At 68.3% G+C, this 20457-nt stretch carries 23 protein-coding genes and 1 tRNA gene; 7 read left to right on the top strand and 17 right to left on the bottom strand.

The features are described from left to right. Positions 1 to 16 precede the first annotated feature (16 nt). The 8 genes from CUR96_RS03940 to CUR96_RS03905 form a co-directional block, all read right to left on the bottom strand. Complete coding sequence (locus CUR96_RS03940; protein ID WP_102191977.1) at positions 17 to 445, bottom strand: molybdenum cofactor biosynthesis protein MoaE; 429 nt, start codon at positions 443 to 445, stop codon at positions 17 to 19. Then, positions 442 to 927: a MogA/MoaB family molybdenum cofactor biosynthesis protein gene (locus tag CUR96_RS03935; protein ID WP_102191976.1), complete on the bottom strand. Its 486-nt coding sequence runs from the start codon at positions 925 to 927 to the stop codon at positions 442 to 444. The genes CUR96_RS03940 and CUR96_RS03935 overlap by 4 nt, the downstream gene beginning before the upstream one ends. 26 nt (positions 928 to 953) lie before the next feature. Next, positions 954 to 1817, bottom strand: a complete 864-nt coding sequence (gene mutM / locus CUR96_RS03930; protein WP_102191975.1) for a bifunctional DNA-formamidopyrimidine glycosylase/DNA-(apurinic or apyrimidinic site) lyase — start codon at positions 1815 to 1817, stop codon at positions 954 to 956. Continuing rightward, positions 1810 to 2502: a ribonuclease III gene (rnc, locus tag CUR96_RS03925; protein WP_102191974.1), complete on the bottom strand. Its 693-nt coding sequence runs from the start codon at positions 2500 to 2502 to the stop codon at positions 1810 to 1812. The genes mutM and rnc overlap by 8 nt, the downstream gene beginning before the upstream one ends. Before the next feature lie 8 nt (positions 2503 to 2510). Then, entirely contained in the window at positions 2511 to 2720 is a 210-nt protein-coding gene (rpmF, locus tag CUR96_RS03920; RefSeq protein WP_102191973.1) for a 50S ribosomal protein L32, read from the bottom strand. Positions 2721 to 2722: 2 nt separating this feature from the next. Next, positions 2723 to 3217: a YceD family protein gene (locus tag CUR96_RS03915; RefSeq protein WP_432612407.1), complete on the bottom strand. Its 495-nt coding sequence runs from the start codon at positions 3215 to 3217 to the stop codon at positions 2723 to 2725. A gap of 83 nt (positions 3218 to 3300) precedes the next feature. Continuing rightward, on the bottom strand, positions 3301 to 3798 hold the full coding sequence (coaD, locus tag CUR96_RS03910) for a pantetheine-phosphate adenylyltransferase (RefSeq protein WP_102191972.1): 498 nt from the start codon (positions 3796 to 3798) through the stop codon (positions 3301 to 3303). Positions 3799 to 3828: 30 nt separating this feature from the next. Then, positions 3829 to 6003: an ATP-dependent DNA helicase RecG gene (locus tag CUR96_RS03905; RefSeq protein ID WP_102191971.1), complete on the bottom strand. Its 2175-nt coding sequence runs from the start codon at positions 6001 to 6003 to the stop codon at positions 3829 to 3831. A gap of 61 nt (positions 6004 to 6064) precedes the next feature. Here CUR96_RS03905 and rsmD point away from each other — a divergent pair, with 61 nt between their 5' ends. Continuing rightward, entirely contained in the window at positions 6065 to 6697 is a 633-nt protein-coding gene (gene rsmD / locus CUR96_RS03900; RefSeq protein ID WP_102191970.1) for a 16S rRNA (guanine(966)-N(2))-methyltransferase RsmD, read from the top strand. Here rsmD and thiL read toward each other — a convergent pair. Next, the gene (gene thiL / locus CUR96_RS03895) at positions 6667 to 7662 is read right to left on the bottom strand and encodes a thiamine-phosphate kinase (protein WP_102191969.1); all 996 of its coding nucleotides are present in this window, start codon (positions 7660 to 7662) and stop codon (positions 6667 to 6669) included. The two genes, rsmD and thiL, sit on opposite strands and share 31 nt — an antisense overlap. Before the next feature lie 23 nt (positions 7663 to 7685). On the opposite strand from thiL, the gene CUR96_RS03890 reads away from it, so the two are divergent. Next, on the top strand, positions 7686 to 8153 hold the full coding sequence (locus CUR96_RS03890; protein WP_102191968.1) for a DUF3515 family protein: 468 nt from the start codon (positions 7686 to 7688) through the stop codon (positions 8151 to 8153). Between the two features lie 39 nt (positions 8154 to 8192). Here the strand turns inward: CUR96_RS03890 and CUR96_RS03885 are convergent, their stop codons facing one another. The 7 genes from CUR96_RS03885 to CUR96_RS03855 all read right to left on the bottom strand — a co-directional run bounded on the left by CUR96_RS03885 (position 8193) and on the right by CUR96_RS03855 (position 15716). Further along, positions 8193 to 9281: a D-alanine--D-alanine ligase family protein gene (locus CUR96_RS03885; protein WP_102191967.1), complete on the bottom strand. Its 1089-nt coding sequence runs from the start codon at positions 9279 to 9281 to the stop codon at positions 8193 to 8195. Then, on the bottom strand, positions 9187 to 10317 hold the full coding sequence (locus CUR96_RS03880; protein WP_102191966.1) for an NAD(P)H-dependent glycerol-3-phosphate dehydrogenase: 1131 nt from the start codon (positions 10315 to 10317) through the stop codon (positions 9187 to 9189). The genes CUR96_RS03885 and CUR96_RS03880 overlap by 95 nt, the downstream gene beginning before the upstream one ends. Beyond that, positions 10310 to 11062: a lysophospholipid acyltransferase family protein gene (locus CUR96_RS03875; protein ID WP_102192257.1), complete on the bottom strand. Its 753-nt coding sequence runs from the start codon at positions 11060 to 11062 to the stop codon at positions 10310 to 10312. The genes CUR96_RS03880 and CUR96_RS03875 overlap by 8 nt, the downstream gene beginning before the upstream one ends. 5 nt (positions 11063 to 11067) lie before the next feature. Next, the gene (murA, locus tag CUR96_RS03870) at positions 11068 to 12435 is read right to left on the bottom strand and encodes a UDP-N-acetylglucosamine 1-carboxyvinyltransferase (RefSeq protein WP_102191965.1); all 1368 of its coding nucleotides are present in this window, start codon (positions 12433 to 12435) and stop codon (positions 11068 to 11070) included. Positions 12436 to 12513: 78 nt separating this feature from the next. Next, positions 12514 to 13110: a 3-isopropylmalate dehydratase small subunit gene (gene leuD / locus CUR96_RS03865; protein ID WP_102191964.1), complete on the bottom strand. Its 597-nt coding sequence runs from the start codon at positions 13108 to 13110 to the stop codon at positions 12514 to 12516. 2 nt (positions 13111 to 13112) lie between these two features. Next, entirely contained in the window at positions 13113 to 14549 is a 1437-nt protein-coding gene (leuC, locus tag CUR96_RS03860; RefSeq protein WP_102191963.1) for a 3-isopropylmalate dehydratase large subunit, read from the bottom strand. Positions 14550 to 14711: 162 nt separating this feature from the next. Further along, positions 14712 to 15716 carry a TerC/Alx family metal homeostasis membrane protein gene (locus CUR96_RS03855; RefSeq protein ID WP_102191962.1) on the bottom strand — a complete coding sequence of 335 codons (1005 nt, stop codon included), beginning with the start codon at positions 15714 to 15716 and terminating at the stop codon, positions 14712 to 14714. 173 nt (positions 15717 to 15889) lie between these two features. On the opposite strand from CUR96_RS03855, the gene CUR96_RS03850 reads away from it, so the two are divergent. The 5 genes from CUR96_RS03850 (at position 15890) to CUR96_RS03830 (ending at position 20179) form a co-directional block, all read left to right on the top strand. After that, complete coding sequence (locus CUR96_RS03850; RefSeq protein ID WP_102191961.1) at positions 15890 to 16552, top strand: TIGR00645 family protein; 663 nt, start codon at positions 15890 to 15892, stop codon at positions 16550 to 16552. Positions 16553 to 16629: 77 nt separating this feature from the next. Next, positions 16630 to 17181 (top strand): RNA polymerase sigma factor, encoded by a 552-nt coding sequence (locus CUR96_RS03845; RefSeq protein ID WP_102191960.1) that lies wholly within the window; start codon positions 16630 to 16632, stop codon positions 17179 to 17181. Beyond that, positions 17178 to 18275 carry a DUF4349 domain-containing protein gene (locus CUR96_RS03840; protein ID WP_102191959.1) on the top strand — a complete coding sequence of 366 codons (1098 nt, stop codon included), beginning with the start codon at positions 17178 to 17180 and terminating at the stop codon, positions 18273 to 18275. The genes CUR96_RS03845 and CUR96_RS03840 overlap by 4 nt, the downstream gene beginning before the upstream one ends. A 117-nt stretch (positions 18276 to 18392) precedes the next feature. Next, positions 18393 to 18941, top strand: a complete 549-nt coding sequence (locus tag CUR96_RS03835) for a winged helix-turn-helix domain-containing protein (protein WP_102191958.1) — start codon at positions 18393 to 18395, stop codon at positions 18939 to 18941. After that, a complete protein-coding gene (locus CUR96_RS03830) occupies positions 18941 to 20179 on the top strand; it encodes an MFS transporter (protein WP_245861074.1) in 1239 nt (412 codons plus the stop codon). Before CUR96_RS03835 ends, CUR96_RS03830 begins: the two co-directional genes overlap by 1 nt. 59 nt (positions 20180 to 20238) lie before the next feature. Here CUR96_RS03830 and CUR96_RS03825 read toward each other — a convergent pair. Further along, a tRNA-Glu gene (locus tag CUR96_RS03825) sits at positions 20239 to 20311 on the bottom strand. Positions 20312 to 20457: the final 146 nt, after the last annotated feature.

Below are 20457 nucleotides of genomic sequence, written 5' to 3'. Positions count from 1 at the left end.
CGGCGCGAGGGTGCGCCTACTTCGCGAGACTCCCCAGTCCCACCCAGACGGCAGTGCCGTCGGCTTCGAGCTGCTTCTTCCACACCGGGAGCTCGGCCTTGACCCGCTCCACGAGCTCGCGGCAGATCTCGAACGCGTCGGCCCGGTGCGCCGAGGACACGGCGCAGACGATGGCGGATTCGCCGATGTCCAGCGCGCCGACACGGTGGCTCACCGCGATGCGGAGTCCTTCCTCGTCGAGGCTGGCGGCGATCTCACCGATGATCCGCTCCGCATCCGGGTGCGCGCTGTACTCGAGCCGGATGACTTCGCCTGCCGCATCCGGGTCGTGGTCGCGCACGGTACCGACGAAAAGCGCGGTGGCGCCGGAGCCCGGTGCCGCGACGGCGTCGAGGTGCGCGGATGTGTCGAGCACGGCATCCGACACCCTGCTGAACACGATCATTCGTGGTCACCGCCGTCCAGCTGCGCGGCGACATGCCGAGCCACCCGCAGGACGACTGGGATGCCGTCGCGAACCGCACCAGGAGACCCGGCGAGATTCACGACGAGAGCGCCGTCCACGATGCCGGACCGCGCGCGGGACAGCATCGCCTGCGGAACCCCCGCGATTCCGGCGCGACGGATCTCCTCGGCGATACCGGGGATCTCGCGCTGCAGCAGACCGGTCATCGCCTCGGGGGTGACATCGCGAGGCGAGAGCCCAGTTCCGCCGGTCGTCACGACGAGACGGGCACCGCTCGCCACCGCGCGGCGCACCGCGTCCGCGATCGCCACGACGTCGTCGGGCACGACATCCACCGTCGTCGACCAGCCGTCCGCGGCCAGGAGCTCGGCGGCTAAAGGGCCCGACAGATCTTCGCGCAGGCCCGCCGCCGAGCGGTCCGAGACGGTGATCACGGCACCGGCGATGAGAGAGGATGTCACGTTTCCCAGTGTAGGTCGCGGTGATCTCACCGGCGGATCTGGCACCGCGGGCAGTAATGGCTGGAACGGTTCATGAAGGCTTCGCGACGGATGCTGCCCCCGCACCGCGGGCAGGGCTCGCCTCCGCGTCCATAGGCGTTCAGCGAGTGGGCGAAGTAGCCCGATTCTCCGTTGACGTTGACGTACTGGGCGTCGAAGCTCGTGCCGCCTTCGGCAAGAGCCTTCCCCAGCACCGTCCGCACCTCCGCGAGCAGCCGGCGCACGGCGACCGTCGAGAGCCGGTTCGCCGGAGTCTCCGGGTGGATGCGGGCCGCCCAGAGGGACTCGTCGGCATAGATGTTGCCGATGCCGCTCACGACGCCCTGGTCGAGCAGCACGCGCTTGATCGCGCTTCCCCGTCTGCCGAGCGCCTCGCGGAAGGCGAGGTCGTCGAATGCGGCATCCACGGGGTCCCGCGCGATGTGCACGACCTGCGAGGGGATCAGCGAGTCCCCGTCCACGACGAGGTGGTCTACCGCCAGCGAGCCGAAGGTGCGCTGGTCGGCGAACACGATCGCGACGTGGCCGTGCTGCGGATGCTCCAGATGGATGCGGATGCGCTCATGGCGTTCCGGCGCCGCGTCCGGCGCACGCAGCAGCATCTGCCCGCTCATCCCGAGATGGGCGATGAGCGCGGCATCCGCTCCGTCGAGGGGCAGCCAGAGGAACTTGCCTCGGCGCTCGGCACCGCGGAACGAGCGGCCCTCCAGGCGCGCCACGAAGTCGGCGGGACCCGCCGGATGGCGGGTCAGCGCGCGCTCATCGAAGACGCCGACGGCGCTGATCCGCGACCCGATCGCGGCCGGGGCGAGGCCGGCTCTGACGACCTCGACCTCGGGAAGCTCAGGCATGCTCGCTGAGGGAACGCCACGCGCTGAGCGCGGCCGCCATCTCCGCGGTCTTCTTGCTGCTGCCGATGCCGGTCATGCTGACGTCGCCGACGACGACCGTCGCCAGGAAACGCCGATCGTGATCGGGGCCGCTCGCCACGACGGAGTACTGCGGGGCGCCGGATCCGGTTCTGGCCGCGAGCTCCTGGAGGCTCGTCTTGGGGTCCATCGCGGCGCCGTAGCGCTCAGGGTCGGCGAGCAACGGCGCCGTGAGACGGAGCACGAGTTCGGTCGCCGATTCGGGCCCCGCGGACAGATACGTCGCACCGATCACGGCTTCCATCGTGTCGGCGAGGATCGAATCCTTGTCGCGACCGCCGGTCTGCTCTTCGCCGCGCCCCAGCAGCAGATGGCTGCCGAGGTCGATCCCACGGGCCACCTCCGCGAGGGCCACCGTCGAGACGACGCTCGCGCGCCGCTTCGCCAGCTGACCTTCGTCGAGATCGGGGTGGGTCGTGAACAGCATCACCGTCACGGCCTGTCCCAGCACCGAGTCGCCGAGGAACTCGAGCCGCTCGTTGTGCGGGATCCCGCCGTGCTCGTATGCGTAGGACCGGTGGGTCAGGGCCAACTCCAGAAGCTCCGCGTCGATATCGACGCGGAGCTTCTCAGGCAGAGGCCTCGATCCCCCGGGGACCTCGGTCACGACGCGGTTCAGACGTCGGCGACCTTGCGGCCCTTGTACTCCAGGAACAGCTCGGTGCCCTGCGAGTCGGTGACGACCTTCGCCTGGTGCGGACGGCTGTAGACGGTCTGGCCGTTCTCAATCGTCTTCACGAGGGCGATGGGCGCCGCCTTCCACTGCGCGCGACGCGAGCGGGTGTTGGAGCGGGATACCTTGCGCTTCGGGGGGTTACCAGCCATGGCTAACTCTCTTCTTTCTCGGCGGCGCGGCTCTCTGCCTTGCCGTCTTGGTCTGTGATCTGCTGGAGCGCACTCCATCGAGGATCGATGGGAGCGGCCTGCTCCGTGCTGGTGTTCACGGCCAGCCGCTCACCTGTACTCGGGTCGAGTCCAGGGCAGTCCGGCTGACACACCGGTTGAAACGGAAGCGCCATGACGGCCGCTTCCCTGACCAGAGTTTCAAGATCCACGTGGTTGTCTTGAACCTCGAAGTCAGTTTCTTCCTCACCAGGATACGCGAAAAGCTCCTGGAACTCGACTTCGACAGGCTCGGAGATGTCGATGAGGCATCTTCCGCACACTCCGACGTATTCCGCATCGACTGTTCCGGTGGCCAGGATGCCCTCGTGAACGGACTCCAGGCGCACGTCGATGTCGATCTCGGAACCCGCCTCGTAGGAGACGATCCCCTCTCCCCACTGCTCGGGCAGGGGCACGGAGAAACGGTGCTCGCGCATCTCGCCTGGTTTGCGGACGATGTCACGGACGGGAAGGATGAACGGGCCATTCAGACGAGGTCGCACCCCTCAATGCTACCTCGTCAGATGCCGCGGGCTCCTGTGTCGAGGAAGGAGGCGACCGCCGGCGGCACGAACGGCGTGACGTCGCCGCCGAGCGATGCGACCTGTCGTACCAGCGAACTCGACACCATGGCATGCGCGGGATCCGGCAGGAGGAACACCGTCTCGATGTCCGCGAGGTGCCTGTTCACGATCGCCATCGGCGACTCGTAGGCGACGTCGATCTGCGAGCGGATGCCCTTGATGAGGACGTGGGCGTCGACGTCGCGCGCGTAGTCGACCAGAAGACCCATGCTCCAGGATCCGACCACGATGTTCCCCTCCATGCCGTCCTCGGCGATGGACTGCTCCAGCAGCGAGAGGCGCTGGGCGATGGGCAGCATCGCCTCTTTGCCCGGGTTGTGCACGACGAGGACGTGCAGCTCGTCGTACAGTTTCGCCGCACGGCGGATCACGTCGAGGTGACCGAGGGTGGGGGGATCGAAGGAACCCGGGACGACGGCGATCCGGCTGCTCATGATTCCACCCTAGGGCACGCTCTGATCGCGTCAGTTCTTCGCGAGAGCCGCTCGGTCATCGTCGCTGACGCGCCGGGCGATCACCTCTCGCAGACCCGGATGCGACGTGAGGTCGGGATCGTCGGCGAGGATCGCCTCGCCGATTTCGCGAGCCATCGTGATGAGGCCGGCGTCCTTGACCACCCGCAGCAGCTTCAGAGACGACCGGACGCCGGCCTGCGCCGCGCCGAGCACGTCGCCCTCGCCCCGCAGTTCCAGATCGACCTCGGCGAGCTTGAAGCCGTCCAGAGTGCCGGCGACGGCATCCACGCGTTCCCTCGCGATGGATCCCGATTCCGCCTCGGTCACGAGCAGGCACAGTCCGGGGACTCCTCCGCGGCCGACGCGACCGCGCAACTGATGCAGCTGGGATACGCCGAAACGATCGGCATCCAGCACGATCATCGTCGACGCGTTCGGCACGTCCACCCCGACCTCGATGACGGTCGTGGCCAGGAGCAGATCGATCTCCCCTCTCGCGAAGGCCTGCATCACGGCATCCTTCTCGTCGGAGGGCATCCGCCCGTGCAGCACCGCGCGGCGGAGCGCGCCGAGCTTCGGATGCGTCGCCAGGGCCTCATCGAGCTGCACCACGCCCCAGCGCGGCCCGTTCGCCGCGTCGGGCACCGGCACCTGCTCCGCCCCGGCCTCCACGGTCTTCTTCGCCGTGTCGATCGCCGCACACACCGCGAAGACCTGGTGACCCCGTGCGATCTCCTCGGCGGCACGATCCCACACACGGTTGAACCATCCGGGGTGCTCGGCGAGCGGGGCGACGAACGTCTCGATGCCCGCACGCCCCGCCGGCATCGTGCGGATGACCGACGTGTCCAGATCGCCGAACACGGTCATCGCCACGGTCCGCGGGATCGGGGTGGCGGTCAGCACGAGCGCATGAGGGCTGGATCCCTTCGCACGCAGCGCCTCGCGCTGCTCGACGCCGAACCGATGCTGCTCGTCGACCACCACCAGGCCGAGATCGGCGAAGGTCGTCTTCTCCCCCAGCAGCGCGTGCGTTCCCACCACGATGAGCGACTGGCCGGACGCCACGCGCAGGGCCGCGCGGCGGCGATCGGCGGCCCCGAGCTGGCCGGTCAGCAGCGTCGGCATCACCAGCGGTGCGAGCTCCGGACCCAGCATCCGCGTGATCGAGCGCAGATGCTGCCCCGCGAGCACCTCGGTCGGCGCGATGAGTGCCGCCTGTCCCCCGGACTCGGCGACCTGCAGCATCGCACGCAGCGCCACCAGCGTCTTTCCGGATCCGACCTCGCCCTGGACCAGTCTGTTCATCGGCCAGGCACCGACGAGATCGGCAGCCACCTGGGCGCCGACGGTCTGCTGATCATCGGTGAGCGTGTACGGGAGCGTGCTGTCGAAGCGCTCGAGCAGACCGCCGATCTGCGCCGGCCGGGGTGTCGCGGAGAGCGCACGGACGGCGTCCCGCTGCTGCAGAAGGGCCGTCTGCAGAACGAGTGCCTCGTGCATGCGCAGCGTGCGCACCGCCGGGTCGATGTCATTGCGGGTGGGCGGACGGTGGATGTGCTCGAGCGCGGTGCCCGCGTCGAGAAGCCCCTCCTGCACGCGCACAGCGGCCGGGAGTGGATCCGGCACGTCTCCCAGCCCGTCCAGCACGCGCCCGACGAGTTTCGCGATCTGCCAGGTCTGGATGCTCGACGTGGCCGGATAGATCGGGATCGGCACCGCGGCCCTGGCGTCGGCGCTCCGCCGCGCGGAATCCTCGTCCTCGAAGAGCTCGTACTCCGGGTGCGCGAACTGCGTCACCTCGTTGTACATCCCGACCTTGCCGGAGAAGACGCCGCGACGACCGACGGCCAGCTCTTCCGAGCGCCACTTCGCCGCCCCGAGGTTCTTCGCGAAGAACGTCAGCGACATCCGACCGATGCCGTCGCCGATGATGACCTCGACCATCGCTCCCTTCCGGTTGCGCATCGCACGCGCAGTGGAGGAGAGCACCTCGGCGACGATGGTGACCGTCTCCCCGAGGGGAAGATCGCGGATCGGCGTCAGTTCTCCCGGGTCGGCGTAGCGACGCGGGTAATGCGCGAGCAGGTCGCCGACACTGCGCATGTCGAAGGCCCGGTCCAGGGTCTTCGCGGGTGCCGCGCCCAGCGCGTCATCCAGCGACGTATCCAGCGTGAGCGACATGCTCCGAGTCTAGGGAACGCGGCGGACACGGAATCCGGCCCGATTGTCGTATCGTGAACGGGTGACGAGGATCATCGCCGGTTCGGCCAGAGGCATCCGCCTCGAAGTACCGAGCGCAGGCACCCGTCCGACGAGCGACCGCGTGCGGGAATCGCTCTTCGGGGCGCTCGAGTCGGCGGATGCCATCTCCGGCGCACGAGTGCTCGACCTGTACGCCGGCTCAGGGGCGCTCGGGCTCGAATCGCTCAGCCGCGGCGCTGTGAGCGCCGACCTCGTGGAGCGATCGCGCCCCGCGGCCGCGATCGTGCGCCGCAATGCGGCGACGGTGGCGAAGGCCGCCAGATCAGCGGCGGCGGCGCATGTCCACGAGAGCGCGGTGCGGACCTTCCTGCAGCGCGCCGCGGGGCCGTACGATCTGGTGTTCTCCGATCCGCCGTACGACCTGGACGACGAATCGATGAACGGCGATCTGACGGCCCTCGCCCCCCTGCTGGCGCCCGAGGCGCTCGTGATCATCGAGCGCGCACGCCGCTCGACCCCGCCCGATCTCGCGGCAGCCGGGCTCGAGCTGCTCCGTGACCGCAACTACGGCGACACGACGCTGTGGTGGGCGGCGCCGCAGAGCGCAGAGGCGACGCTGGAGTCAGGCGCGGTCGCCGAGGTTCAGCCGGATGCCGAGTCCCAGTCCCGATAGGGGTCCCAGCCGGCGACGTCCACCGGGGCTCCGTCGCAGAGCAGCGTCTCGGCGCCGCGCGGCAGAACGGTGCCGATGATCCGGAAGCCCGGTGGCAGCACGCCGTCTGAGAACGTGGCGAGCAGGGCATGATCCTCCCCGCCGGCAAGTGCCCGCTCCCGGTTCTCGCCGAGGGCGTCGCCGTCGAGGGCGATGGTCACACCGGAGGCGTCGGCCATCCGGCGCGCATCGAGCGCGAGACCGTCCGAGATGTCCATCATCGCCGTCGCTCCGGCGACCGCGGCGACCGGACCCAGGCCGATCGGCGGCGCCGGACGCAGCTGAGCCGAAAGCGCGGCACGCTCGCCGTCTGCGAGCAGGGCGGTGTCTACCGCCAAAGGCGTCTCGCCGTCCCGGAACCGGCCGAACAGCACGGCCAGCCCGCGCGCGGCATGGCCGAGTTCGCCGGCGACCGCGACGGCGTCGCCCGGGCGGGCACCGGATCGGGTGACGGCCGCGCGCCCCTCGAGGTCGCCGAGGGCGGTCACCGCGACCGTCAGCGTGTCCGAGACGGTCAGGTCGCCGCCGACGACGCCGCACCCCGGCGCCAGCGCCGCGCAGGCATCGCTGAACCCGTCGGCGAGCCGCTCGACGAACGAGAGGCGCAGGTCCCGCGGAACAGCGAGAGCGACCAGCAGAGCGGTCGGCCGAGCGCCCATCGCCGCGACGTCGGCGAGATTCACCGCTGCGGCCTTCCACCCCAGGTCGTAGCCGCTCGACCAGGCCAGCCGGAAGTCCGGCCCGTGCACGAGGGTGTCGGTCGTCGCCACCACCGTGCCGGAGGGCGCCGCGATCACGGCGGCGTCATCCCCGGGGCCGATCAGGGTGTGCGATGCCGGTGCGGTACGCGCGAGGATGGCCTGCAGGATGCGCCCCTCGGAGATGTCTCCCAGGCGCGGATCGTCGTCTTCGGGTCGGGAGGGCATGCTGTCAAAGGTAGCCTGGAACCATGCCCCGTTCTCGTCGCCTCGTAGTCGCCGCGGGTGCTCTGATCGTGGCTTCCGTTCTCTCCGGATGCTCCACCACTGTGCATCTCGAACCGGCCGGCGCAGCGAACGATCCCGCCTGCGCCGATGTCTCCGTGCTCCTTCCGGAGACGGTGGCCGGGCTCGATCGCGTCTGGACCGACGCGCAGGCCACTGGAGCCTGGGGCGACCCCAGCATCCTGCTGCGCTGCGGCGTCGCCCCTCCTGCACCTTCTGCGCTGGATTGCACGACGATCGGCGGGGTCGACTGGCTCGTGCTGGATCAGGAGGACGAGCGGCAGCGTCTGGTGACGTACGGCCGCGATCCGGCGATCGAGGTGACCATCAAGCGCGGCGAGGAGTTCGACTTCGCCACGGTCGTGGACACGATCTCGAAGAGCATCCAGTCGGGGCTCGCGGCGCCGACCGCACGCTGCACCGAGCGCGGCTAGTCCGTTCCGCGAGCGGAGACGGTCGGCCGCGCCCGGAGGTCAGCGTCCGAGACCGGATTCGATGAGCTCGGTGATCAGTTCGCCGTAGCCGAGCCCTGAGGCGATCCAGCACTTCGGGAACATCGAGATCGGCGTGAACCCGGGCATCGTGTTCAACTCGTTGACGATCAGTTCGCCGGACGGCGTGACGAAGAAGTCGACGCGGGCGAGGCCTTTGCCGTCCACGGCTTCGAACACGCGCACAGCGGTCTCGCGCAGCCGCTCGATCAGCGCTTCGTCGACCTCGGCCGGACAGACGATCTCGACGCCGTCGCCGCCCAGGTACTTGCCCTCGAAGTCGTAGAAGCTGCGGGAGGTCAGCACCACCTCGCCCGGCAGCGACGCGCGAGCCCGCTGACCGTCTCGTCCGGCGAGCACGCCGACCTCGATCTCGCGCCCCTCGACCCGCGACTCGACGAGGACCTTGTCGTCCTCGGCGAAGGCGATCTCGAGTGCGGCGTCGAGCCCCTCTCCGTCGTCGACCCGCGAGACGCCCACGCTCGAACCGGCGCCGGCAGGCTTGACGAAGACCACAGGACCGAGTGCGGCGATCTGCGCCCGCACACTCGCCGGCTCGGCCCGCCACTGCGCCGCCCGAACGGTGATTCCGGGCGAGACCGCGATGCCGGCGGAGCTCAGCGCGAGTTTGGTGAAGTGCTTGTCGAGGGAGATCGCGGAATCCAGGATGCCGCAGCCCGCATAGGGCACGTCGATGACCTCGAAGAAGCCCTGAATGGCCCCGTCCTCGCCGTGCAGGCCGTGCAGGAGCGGCAGCACGATGTCGACCTCGCCGAGGCCCTCGGTCACGCCGTCCGGGCGCACGACGCGCAGCGTCCGGTCGCCACCGGGTTCGGGCCACAGCATCCGGGTGCCGTTGTCGACCACCTCGGGAAGGTGCTCCGCATCGAGCGGGAACTTCTCCGGCCGGTCCTCTTCGAGGACGAAGGCGCCGTCTCTGGTGATCCCGACCGGGATCACCGCGTAGCGGTCGCGATCAATCGCGCCCAGAACTCCGCCCGCCGTTGCGGAACTGATCGAATGCTCGCTGGAGCGCCCTCCGAAGAGCACCACCACCGTCTGCTTGTCCATGGTCGGTCCTCTCCCCCTGCGGGGTGTCGTCGTCCGTCGTCAGGTGGGGGGCGATGTCGCGGGGGTTCATCTTCCCGTCGAGCACCATCTTCACCTGTTCGACGATGGGCATGTGCACCTCGGACTCGCGCGCGAGCTGCAGGATGGGGGCGACCGAAGCGAGCCCCTCTGCGGTCTGCTGCATCTGCTTGACGACGTCCTGGAAGCTGTATCCCTGACCGAGCAGGCGCCCGGCCGTGTTGTTGCGGCTCAGCGGCGACTGGCACGTGGCGATGAGGTCGCCGAGGCCGGCAAGGCCCTGCAGCGTCTCCGGGTGCGCACCGTTGGCGACCGCGAAGTCCGTCATCTCCACGAGGCCGCGGGTGATGATCGACGCCTTCGTGTTCTCGCCGTAGCCGACGCCGTCGACGATGCCGATGGCGACGGCGATGAGGTTCTTCAGCACGCCGCCGAACTCCGTGCCGATGACATCCGTGTTCACGAAGGTGCGGAAGTAGCTGTTGCGCGCGGCGCGGGCGATCGTCTCGGCGGTCTCCCGGCTGCGCGACGAGATCACCGCAGCCGTCGGCTGCTCCTTCGCGATCTCCAGTGCGAGGTTCGGCCCGGACGCGACGGCGATGCGATCGGGGTCGCACTGCATCTCCTGCTCGATGACCTGGCTCATCCGGAGTCCGGTGCCGCGCTCGACGCCTTTCATCAGGCTGACGATCTTGGCGTCGGAGTTCTCGAGGAGGGGGCGCAGAGCCTTGAGGTTCTCGCGCAGCGACTGGCTGGGAACGGAGAGGTAGACCTGCTCAGCCCCCTGAAGCGCAACGGCGAGTTCGTGCGTCGCCGCCATGGAGCGCGGAAGGTTGATGCCGGGCAGGTAGCGGGAGTTCCGTTTCGCCTCGTCGATCTCGTGCGCGAGTTCGGCTCGGCGCGCCCACATCGTGACCTGCGCTCCACCGTCGGCCAGGATCTTTCCGAACGTGGTCCCCCAGCTTCCGGCGCCGACCACGGCAACGCGAGGCCCTGCGGCGGGAGTTCTCTTAGTCAAGGCGACCGGTCTCCTTCTGGCCGTGCGTGGCCGGATTCCAGCGTTCCGCCGGCGCCTTCGCGCCGCGTGCCTCTTCGAGGAGAGCGGTGATCGCGTCCATCAGACGCGTGGTCGCCTCGGTGAGCACCGCCTGTTCTCCGCTGCGGCCCTTCAGATCGCTGAGGTCGACGGGGTCTCCGATGATCACGTGCACCGGCTTGCGGGGAGGCCAGACGCTGAGACCCTTCTGGTAGCGACCCATGATCGCCTGGGTGCCCCACTGGGCCATCGGGATCAGCGGGATGTCGCCGGCGAGAGCGAGACGCACCGCACCGGACTTGCCCCGCATCGGCCACAGTTCAGGGTCTCGGGTGAGCGTGCCTTCGGGGTACACGATGACGCCTCTGCCGTGCTCGACGAGATCGTTCGACTGCTTCATCGTCTGCTTCGCGGCGGATGCCGAAGAGGTACGGGCGACGGGAATCATCCCGGTCTTCCGCAGCAGCCATCCCAGCACCGGGATGCGGAACAGGCTGTCCTTGGCCATGAACCGGGGAGCGCGCCCCAGCCGCCATACGGCGACCGCGACGATCAGCGGGTCGAACTCCGAATAGTGGTTGGGGGCCAGCACGAAGGCGCCGTCGCGGGGCAGCTTCTCCCGCCCCGTGATCCGGATCTTCGCCAGGAAGGAGATCAGCGGGACGACGATCGCTGCCAGCGGCCAGAACAGACTGGGTCGGCTCTTCTCAGGTGAAGGGGAACCCATCGTCGTCACCGGATGACGTCGAAGTCTGCGCCGACGGCGTCAAGTTTCGCGAGGAACTTCTCGTAACCGCGGCTGAGGATGTCGACGCCCGAGACCTTCGACTCGCCCTGCGCGGTCAATGCTGCGATCACATGGCTGTAGCCGCCCCGCAGGTCGGGAACCACGATGTCGGCGCCGTGCAGCGGCGTCGGACCGGTGATGACGGCCGCCTGCTCCAGGTCGCGGCGGGGCACCCGACGGGGGCCGTCCTGGAATCCGCGCGGGTGCACGACGATGTCCGCGCCCATCTTGACCAGGGCATCGGTGAAGCCCAGGCGGTTCTCGTAGACGGTCTCGTGCACGATCGAGCGACCATGGGCCTGGGTCAGCGCCACGACCAGAGGCTGCTGCCAGTCGGTCATGAAGCCGGGGTGCACGTCGGTCTCGACCACCACGGGACGCAGCTCGCCGTCACGGCGGAAAAGGATGCCGTCCTCCTTGATGTCGAACCAGCCGCCCGCCTTGCGGAAGACGTTCAGGAAGGTGAGCATCTCCTGCTGCTTGGCGCCGCCGACGAATATCTCGCCGTCTGTGGCCAGCGCGGCCGAAGCCCACGATGCGGCCTCGTTGCGATCGAAGATCGAGCGGTGATCGTAGCCGCGGAGGTGCTCGACGCCTTCGATGAGGATGACCCGGTTGGGCTCGTAGGAGATGATCGCGCCCATCTTCTGCAGCACCGCGATGAGGTCCATGATCTCGGGCTCGATGGCGGCGTTGCGCAGCTCCGTCGTGCCCTCGGCGCGGACGGCGGTGAGCAGCACCTGTTCGGTGGCGCCGACGCTCGGGTACGGGAGGTGGATGTTCGCGCCGTGCAGGCGGGTCCCGCCGGTGGACAGACGGATGCCGCTGGGCAGCTTCTCGACGACGGCGCCGAACTTGCGGAGCGCGTCGAGGTGGAAGTCGATCGGGCGATCGCCGATGCGGCAGCCACCGAGGTCGGGGATGAAGGCCTGACCGAGACGGTGCAGGAGCGGACCGCAGAACAGGATCGGGATGCGGGAGGCTCCGGCGTGGGCGTCGATCTCCTCGAAGTGGGCGGACTCGACGTCGCTCGGGTCGAAGACCAGCGCGCCGGGCTCATCGCCGTCGCTCACGCGGACGCCGTGCACCTCGAGCAGCGAGCGCACGACCGCGACGTCGCTGATGGCGGGCACGTCGCGCAGCACGCTGACGGTCTCCCCGAGGAGGGAGGCGACCATCGCCTTGGTCGCCAGGTTCTTGGCGCCCTTGACGTCGACGCGACCGCGCAACGGGCGTCCTCCTCGAATGGCGAGGACGTCTCCGGTGAGAGCGGGGACTCCGTCCGGAAGAGCATCGCGCACGGGTGTCGTCATTCGGAGCCTCACTTCGTTCCACGGATTGCGGCGGTTGCCGCGAGGGCGGTCTGCCCCTGACTCACGCCCCGGTCCGTGTCACTGCACGGGGAGGGTACGTGGCCGCCACGACTCGCGACGGGCCTCGAACTGCGCGATCTTGTCTTCGTTGCGCAGCGTGAGCCCGATGTCATCGAGCCCTTCGAGGAGCCGCCACCTAGTGTAATCGTCGATCCCGATGTCGGCCTGGATGCCGCCGATCGTCGCCGTGCGCGCCTGGAGGTCCACGGTTATCCGTGCGCCCGGATTCGCGTCGATCTCAGCCCAGATCCGCTCCAGATCCTCTTCGGAGATGGTCGCGGCGAGGAGCCCCTGTTTGCCCGAGTTCCCGCGGAAGATGTCCGCGAAGCGCGGGCTGAGGACGACCTGGAACCCGAAGTCGCGCAGCGCCCACACGGCGTGCTCACGGCTGGAACCGGTGCCGAAGTCGGAACCGGCGACGAGCACCGAGGCACCATGGAACGCCGGCTGGTTGAGGACGAAATCCGGATCCTGCCGCCAGGCGTGGAAGAGGGCATCCTCGAATCCGGTCTTGGTGACCCGCTTCAGGAACACCGCGGGGATGATCTGATCCGTGTCTACATTCGACCGCTTCAGCGGTGCGGCGATGCCGGTGTGCGTGGTGAACTTCTCCATGATCAGACCTCCAGATCGCTCGGGCTGGACAGCGTTCCGCGGATCGCGGTCGCCGCGGCGACGAGCGGCGACACCAGGTGGGTGCGACCGCCCTTGCCCTGCCGGCCCTCGAAGTTCCGGTTCGATGTCGAGGCGCACCGCTCGCCCGGCGCGAGCTGATCCGGATTCATCCCCAGGCACATCGAGCATCCGGCGAAGCGCCATTCCGCACCGAAGTCGGTGATGACCTTGTCGAGCCCCTCGGCCTCGGCCTCCAGGCGCACACGGGCCGAACCGGGCACGACCATCACCCGCACCCCGTCGGCCTTCTTCTTGCCCTGGATGACCGATGCGAATGCTCGCAGGTCCTCGATCCGGCTGTTGGTGCACGAGCCCATGAACACGGCGTCCACCGGCACCTCCTTGAGAGGAGTTCCCGGGGTGAGCGCCATGTATTCCAGGGCCCGCTCGGCCGCTGCGCGCTCGTTCGGGTCGGCGATGTCGGCCGGGTTCGGCACGGATGCCGACAGCGAGCTGCCCTGACCGGGATTGGTGCCCCAGGTCACGAACGGCTCCAGCTCGTCGGCATCGATGAACACCTCGGCGTCGAACACCGCACCCTCATCGCTGGGCAGCGTCCGCCAGTAGGCGACCGCATCCTCCCAGTCCTGCCCCTTGGGGGCGTGCTGCCGGCCCTCGAGATAGGCGAACGTCGTCTCGTCGGGGGCGACCATGCCGGCGCGCGCGCCCGCCTCGATCGACATGTTGCAGATCGTCATGCGACCCTCCATCGACAGTGCGCGGATGGCGCTGCCGCGGAACTCCAGAACGTATCCCTGTCCCCCGCCGGTGCCGATCTTCGCGATCACCGCGAGGATGATGTCCTTCGCGGTGACACCGCTGCGCAGCGTGCCGTCGACGTTGATCGCCATCGTCTTGAACGGCTTCAAGGGGAGCGTCTGGGTCGCCATCACGTGCTCGACCTCACTCGTGCCGATACCGAAGGCCATCGCCCCGAAAGCACCGTGGGTCGAGGTGTGCGAGTCGCCGCAGACGACGGTGATGCCGGGCATCGTGAGGCCGAGCTGCGGGCCGACCACGTGCACGATGCCCTGCTCCGCATCGCCCAGCGAGTGCAGACGCACGCCGAACTCAGCTGCGTTGTTGCGCAGCGTCTGGATCTGCGTGCGGCTCGTGAGGTCGGCGATGGGCTTGTCGATGTCCCACGTCGGGGTGTTGTGGTCTTCGGTCGCGATCGTCAGATCGAGCCGGCGCAGCGGGCGCCCCTCGGCGCGCAGACCGTCGAACGCCTGCGGGCTGGTGACCTCGTGCACCAGGTGCAGGTCGATGTAGATGAGGTCCGGCTCGCCGTTCTCGCCCTTGACGACGAGGTGGTCGTCCCAGACCTTCTCGGCGAGCGTGCGCAGACGGACGGGTGTCTCGATGGCATCGGTGGTCATGATGTCGCTGTCTCCTGGGATCGAAGTTCGGCCCACGCTGGACTCCGCGACGAGAGAGGCCTAGATCGAGGTCTCGTCGCGGCCGCTAAGAAGGAGAACCACCCGCCGCATTCGGTCAGTTTACACCGCTGCGACGGGTGGTCCGTCCCTTCGTGAACGCTGTTACTCGACGATCGACGCTTTGTTCGCGGCGCGCTTCTCTCGCGACGACGAGATGAGGCTGGCGACCGTCGCGACGGTCATCGATGCCAGGATCACGCCGAGCGAGACCATGTTGTCGATGTCCGGAACCCACTCGACATGCTGCCCGCCGTTGATGAACGGCAGCTCGTTCTCGTGCAGGGCGTGCAGGATCAGCTTGACGCCGATGAAGCCGAGGATCACGGCGATGCCGTAGTGGAGGTACTTGAGGCGGTCCAGCAGGTCTCCCAGCAGGAAGTAGAGCTGACGCAGACCCATCAGCGCGAAGATGTTCGCGGCGAACACGAGGAAGCCGTTGGTGGTGATCTCGAAGATGGCCGGGATCGAGTCGATCGCGAAGATGAGGTCCGTGACGCCGATGGTGATGAACACGATGACCATCGGCGTGAACATGCGCTTGCCGTCGACGGTGGTGCGCAGCTTCGAGCCGTCGTACTCGTCGCTGATGTCGATGCGGCGGCGCAGCAGCCGGACGATGAAGTTCTCCCGCTGCACCTCGCCCTCATGGTCGCCGTCGGGCATCGCCTGACGGATCGCCGTCCAGATGAGGAACGCCCCGAAGATGTAGAAGATCGGCGAGAAGTGCTCGATGACGGCGACGCCGACGAGGATGAAGGCGCCGCGCAGCACGAGCGCGATGATGATGCCGACCATCAGCACCTGCTGCTGCAGTCGCCGAGGCACCGCGAACTGCGCCATGATCAGCACGAACACGAAGAGGTTGTCGATGGAGAGGCTGTACTCCAGCGCCCAGCCGGTGATGAAATCGCCCGAGTTCTTCCACCCTCCGACATTGCCGAGGAGCACGGCGAAGATCAGAGCGAGGCCGACGTAGAAGAGGACCCAGAAGGTCGACTCCTTGGTCGAGGGGATGTGCGGGCGGAGCCGGACGAGCAGGAGATCGGCGATCAGGATGATCGTGAGCACGACCATCGAGGTGATTTCGAACCAGACGGGGATTTCCAAGGGCGCACTGCACCTTTCGAGAGGGTCGGGAAATGAGCCGAAAGTCTCTCCCCCGCACAGAGTGCGTCGCGCGCCCGGAGCAGCTCTGTCGATGCTCGTGATGACGATGCGCGCGGAACCGGGATACTCCCTCTCGCAGGTCAATGCTAGCGGAGCATCCCGATCATGATGAAATGGTCGGCGTGACACACACCTCGCACGAACATGTCGAACACGGGACCGCTCCCCTCGAGACCGCTCCCCAGAACTCGTGGGCCCGCGCGATCGGCTCTCTCATCTTCGTCAGCCGCTGGCTGCAGGCCCCGCTCTATCTCGGACTGATCGTCGCGCAGATCGTCTACGTCGTGGTCTTCATGGTGGAGCTGTGGCACCTGATCGCGGAAGACGTCTTCGGCGACATCACGCACATCGAAGAAGCGACCATCATGCTGACGGTGCTCGGGCTCATCGACGTCGTGATGATCGCGAACCTGCTGATCATGGTGATCATCGGCGGCTACGAGACCTTCGTCTCGCGCATCAACGTGGACGGGCATCCGGACCAGCCCGAGTGGCTGTCGCACGTGAACGCCAACGTGCTCAAGGTGAAACTCGCGATGGCGATCATCGGCATCTCCTCGATCCACCTGCTGAAGACCTTCATCGCGGTCGGCAACATGGATGCGGACGGAGTCTCCTCCTCCGAGGTCGACGGTCTCGGGAGCTACACTCCCACCGGCGTTCTCTGGCAGGTCGTGATCCACATGGTCTTCATCGTCTCTGCCGTCGCTCTCGCCTGGATCGACCGGATGTCGCAGCAGACGCTCGCGAAGGTGCACGCACAGCCCGAGCACTGATCCGCACGTCTTCTGAGACGATGGGGCATCCGTCGACACTTCCAGGGTGAGAGACACCGAACGGAACAGGATGCCCCGTGCAGACGACTGATCAGAGATGGGCGGCACAGGCCGCGGCAGGCGACGAGAGCGCCTTCCGGGAGCTGTACCGAGCCCACGTGCGTCCGGTCTACTGGATCGCCCATGGCATCCTCGGCTCGCCGGCCGATGCCGAGGACGTCACCCAGGAGACGTTCGTCGTCGCCTGGCGGAAGCTCCCCGGCTTCGACCTGCAGGGTGAGTCGATCCTGCCGTGGCTGGCGACGATCTGCCGTTTCCAGGCGGCCAACCGCCTGCGGCAGCGCCGGCGCGATCAGGCGCACACCGCGGATGCCGTCGACGAGAATCTGCCGGACACGGTCAGCGTCGAGGAGCAGGTCATCACGGCCGCACTCGCGGCGCGGATCGCGGCAGAGGTCGGAACGCTCAGCGAGCTCGACCAGGAGATCTTCCGGCTGTGCGCCGCCGAGGGGTACGCCTACCAGGCGGCCGCCGAAGAGCTGGGCGTCAGTCACGCGGTCGTTCGGAACCGTCTCTCCCGAGTGCGCACCCAGTTGCGCGGCGCCGTGAAGGAAGCGAGAGACGCATGAACGACCAGACCCCCACCGAGACCCTCCCGCCGCTGTCGGACGCGGCGATCGATCGCATCGAGAACGCGGTGTTCGCGGAGATCGCGAACGAGCACCCCTCGGCGCGTCCCGCCATCGACCGCTCCCGCATCCGGCGCCGTCGCTGGCTCACCGGCGGCGGAATCGCTGCGGCATTCGTCGTCGGCGTGCTCGTCACTCCCCCGATCCTCGGCATCGTGGGCTCCGGAACGTCGGCCACCACCGCCGACGGCTGGAGCATGACGACCGAGGGCGGAGGCGGCGCGCAGGACCTGTCGGCGGACAACGCGCCCAGTTCTGTCACCGATACGTCCGCCGAGGCGACCGAGATCGCACCGCTGGCGACCGATCAGGCGTCCTCCCGCGAGATCATCGTGAACGCACAGGCGACGCTCCGGGTGAAGGACATCGCGAAAGCCGCAGCCGCGATCTCGGCTCTCGCCGAGGAGCACGGCGGCTATGTCGAGAGCACCGACATCGGCAAGTCGCTCGCGACGGTCGACACGTCGATGCCGGCTCCTCCGGAGGGAGGGTACGGCTGGATCAGCATCCGCGTGCCGTCAGCCGACCTCACAGACGCGATCGACGCGCTGCAGGAGACCGGCGACGTCCTCTCCTCCTCCATCTCGAAACAGGATGTGACCTCGACGGCCATCGACCTGCGGGCACGGGTCGAGGCCACGCGGACGTCCGTGCAACGGCTCACCGAGCTGATGTCGCAGTCCGGCAGCGTATCCGAGCTCATCGAGGCCGAGGTCGCACTGACCGACCGCCAGGCGCAGCTGGAGTCGTACGAGCAGCAGCTCGCGGCCCTGGAGGATCAGGTGGCGATGTCGTCGATTCAGGTGCAGCTCACCGAGACCACCGCACCCACGAAGGCTGATCCTGCCGGCTTCGGCGACGGGCTGCTGGCCGGCTGGAACGGCCTCGTGGTCTCGCTGAACGCGCTCGTGATCGCCCTCGGGTTCGTCCTTCCGTGGCTGGCGGTCGCCGGCATCGTCGCGCTCGTGATCTGGGTGATCCGCCGGGCTCGGCGCCGGCGCCGGATCGCGACCGTCGCGTCCGACGAGGCCTGAGACCCGCTCGCCGAAAGGCCGCTCCTGACTCTGCGTCAGGAGCGGCCTCTTCATTGATTTTCCGCGGTATACAAGAAGTCTTGTGGGATCTGTCGCGTGCGCTTAGCGTTGCTTCTCGTGGAAGACATCTCCGTGATCACCGCCGTGCACCATCCGCTTCGCCGCCGCATCTTCGACTACCTGCTGCTGTACGGCACATCGCAGGTGACCGCGATCGCGCGCGCGCTCGACAGCCAGGTCGGAAGCATCAGCCATCATCTGCGGATGCTGGAACGAGCGGGCGTCGTGCAGCGGTCCGAGGATCCGAGCGGCGATCGGCGCACGAGCTGGTGGATGCTGTCACGGCACAGCTTCACCTGGTCGGCCGACGACTACTCCGACGCCCCGGCGGATGCACTGCTCGCACGTGAAGCCGAGCGGAACGGCATCCGCGCGCAGATCGAGCGTCTGCAGCGGTGGCGCCGACGGCATCGCGCGGGTGAGCTGCCGGGCTACGACGGCTTCAACATCGAGTCACTCGGGTGGGCTACCCCCGCCGAACTGCAAGAGCTCTCCGAGCGGCTGGGCCGTACCGTCGCCGACTGGCGCACATCGATCGACAGGACTGACGGACGAGAACGGACGCCCGTCTTCTTCTTCGCCCACGCCTTCCCTACGGAGCCGTGATGAGCGTCACCGAACCATTGCAGCTGCGCGAACCCCCGGTGTTCCGCCGCGACGTCGCGGTGCACGCCTGGATCGGCGTGAAGGCGCTCTCCGATGCGGGTGATGCACTCTGGACGATCGCGCTCGCGTGGACCGCCGTGCAGATCGCCTCGCCCGCCGTCGCCGGCCTGATCGTGGCCGCAGGGACGGTTCCGCGCGCCGTCATCCTGCTCTTCGGCGGAGTCATCGCCGACCGAGCCGACGCCCGGCGGGTCATGATCCTCTTCAACGCCCTGCGCGTGGTCGTGCTCGTGGCCGTCGCCCTCTGGGTGCTCGCGGCCACGCCATCGGTCGCCGTGCTGCTGTTCGCGGCGATCGCGTTCGGCGTCTGCGATGCCTTCTACGAGCCGTCCGCAGGCACGATCGCGCGCCAGCTGGTGCGTCCATCCGATCTGCCCTCCTACAGCGCCGTCGCTCAGACCGCATCACGACTGGGCAGCATGGCCGGGGCAGCGATCGGCGGCATTCTGGTGGCGCACGTCGGCCTGAGCGGCAGCGCCTCCGTCAACGCCCTGACGTTCACGCTGGTGGTGGCCTTCATCGCGATCTGGCTCCGCCCGCGGTTCGCGCTCGCCCGCGCCGGCCGCGAGTCGGCGCTGCGGGGCATCGCGCGGGGGTTCGCTCATCTGCGACAGGCGCCCACCACACGAACGCTCGTCATCGCGCTGTCCGGCTTGAACCTCGCCGTCGGACCGGCGGTCGGGATCGGGATGGCCCTGCGGGCGCACGACCAGGGATGGGGCGCGCAGGCGCTCGGCCTGTTCGAGGCTCTCCTCGGCCTCGGCGCAGCTCTCGGGGCCGTCTCCGTCGCCCGCTGGCGGCCTCGACGCGAGGCCTACGCCGGGTTCTGGGCGCTCGTCGTGCAGGGCGCCGGTATCGTCGCGCTGGGGCTCGGTCCGCTCTGGAGTGTGGCGGCCGCCGCGTTCGTGATCGGCGCGACCGCGGGCTATGCCTCCGTACTGCTGAGCTCCACCTTCGCAGCCACCGTCGACACCGCTTACCTCGGACGGATGAGTTCGATCACGCGGCTCGGCGACGACTGTCTGATGCCGCTCGCGATGGCCGGCTTCGGCGCGCTGGCCTCGGCGACGGCACTGTGGGTCCCGTTCGCGCTCTACGGGACGGCGATGGCGGCGATCATGATTGTGCCGCTGCGCAACCGGACGTTCCGCGAGCTCTCGCTGCGGCCTCCGGTGTGAGCAGCATCCACTCCGGGAATGACGAAAGCCCTCGGAGAACCGAGGGCTTTCGCGTTGTGTGACCCCAGCGGGATTCGAACCCGCGTTACCGCCGTGAGAGGGCAGCGTACTAGGCCGCTATACGATGGGGCCGTCTGGCGGAACGTTTCCGTGCCGCGACAACCGTTCAAGTATGCCATGCCGATTCTCCCTCCGCAAAATCGACGCCGAGCCGACCGCACTCCCGGGCGTGGCGCGTTCGCAAGGGGTTTGCGACACCGACGCCGAGCGAGTTGACT

Origin of the sequence: Microbacterium aurantiacum (assembly GCF_002872075.1) — a bacterium.
GTDB lineage: Bacteria > Actinomycetota > Actinomycetes > Actinomycetales > Microbacteriaceae > Microbacterium > Microbacterium aurantiacum_A.
Note: the sequence above shows the minus strand (reverse complement) of the source record. Positions and strands in the feature narration are given on the sequence as shown.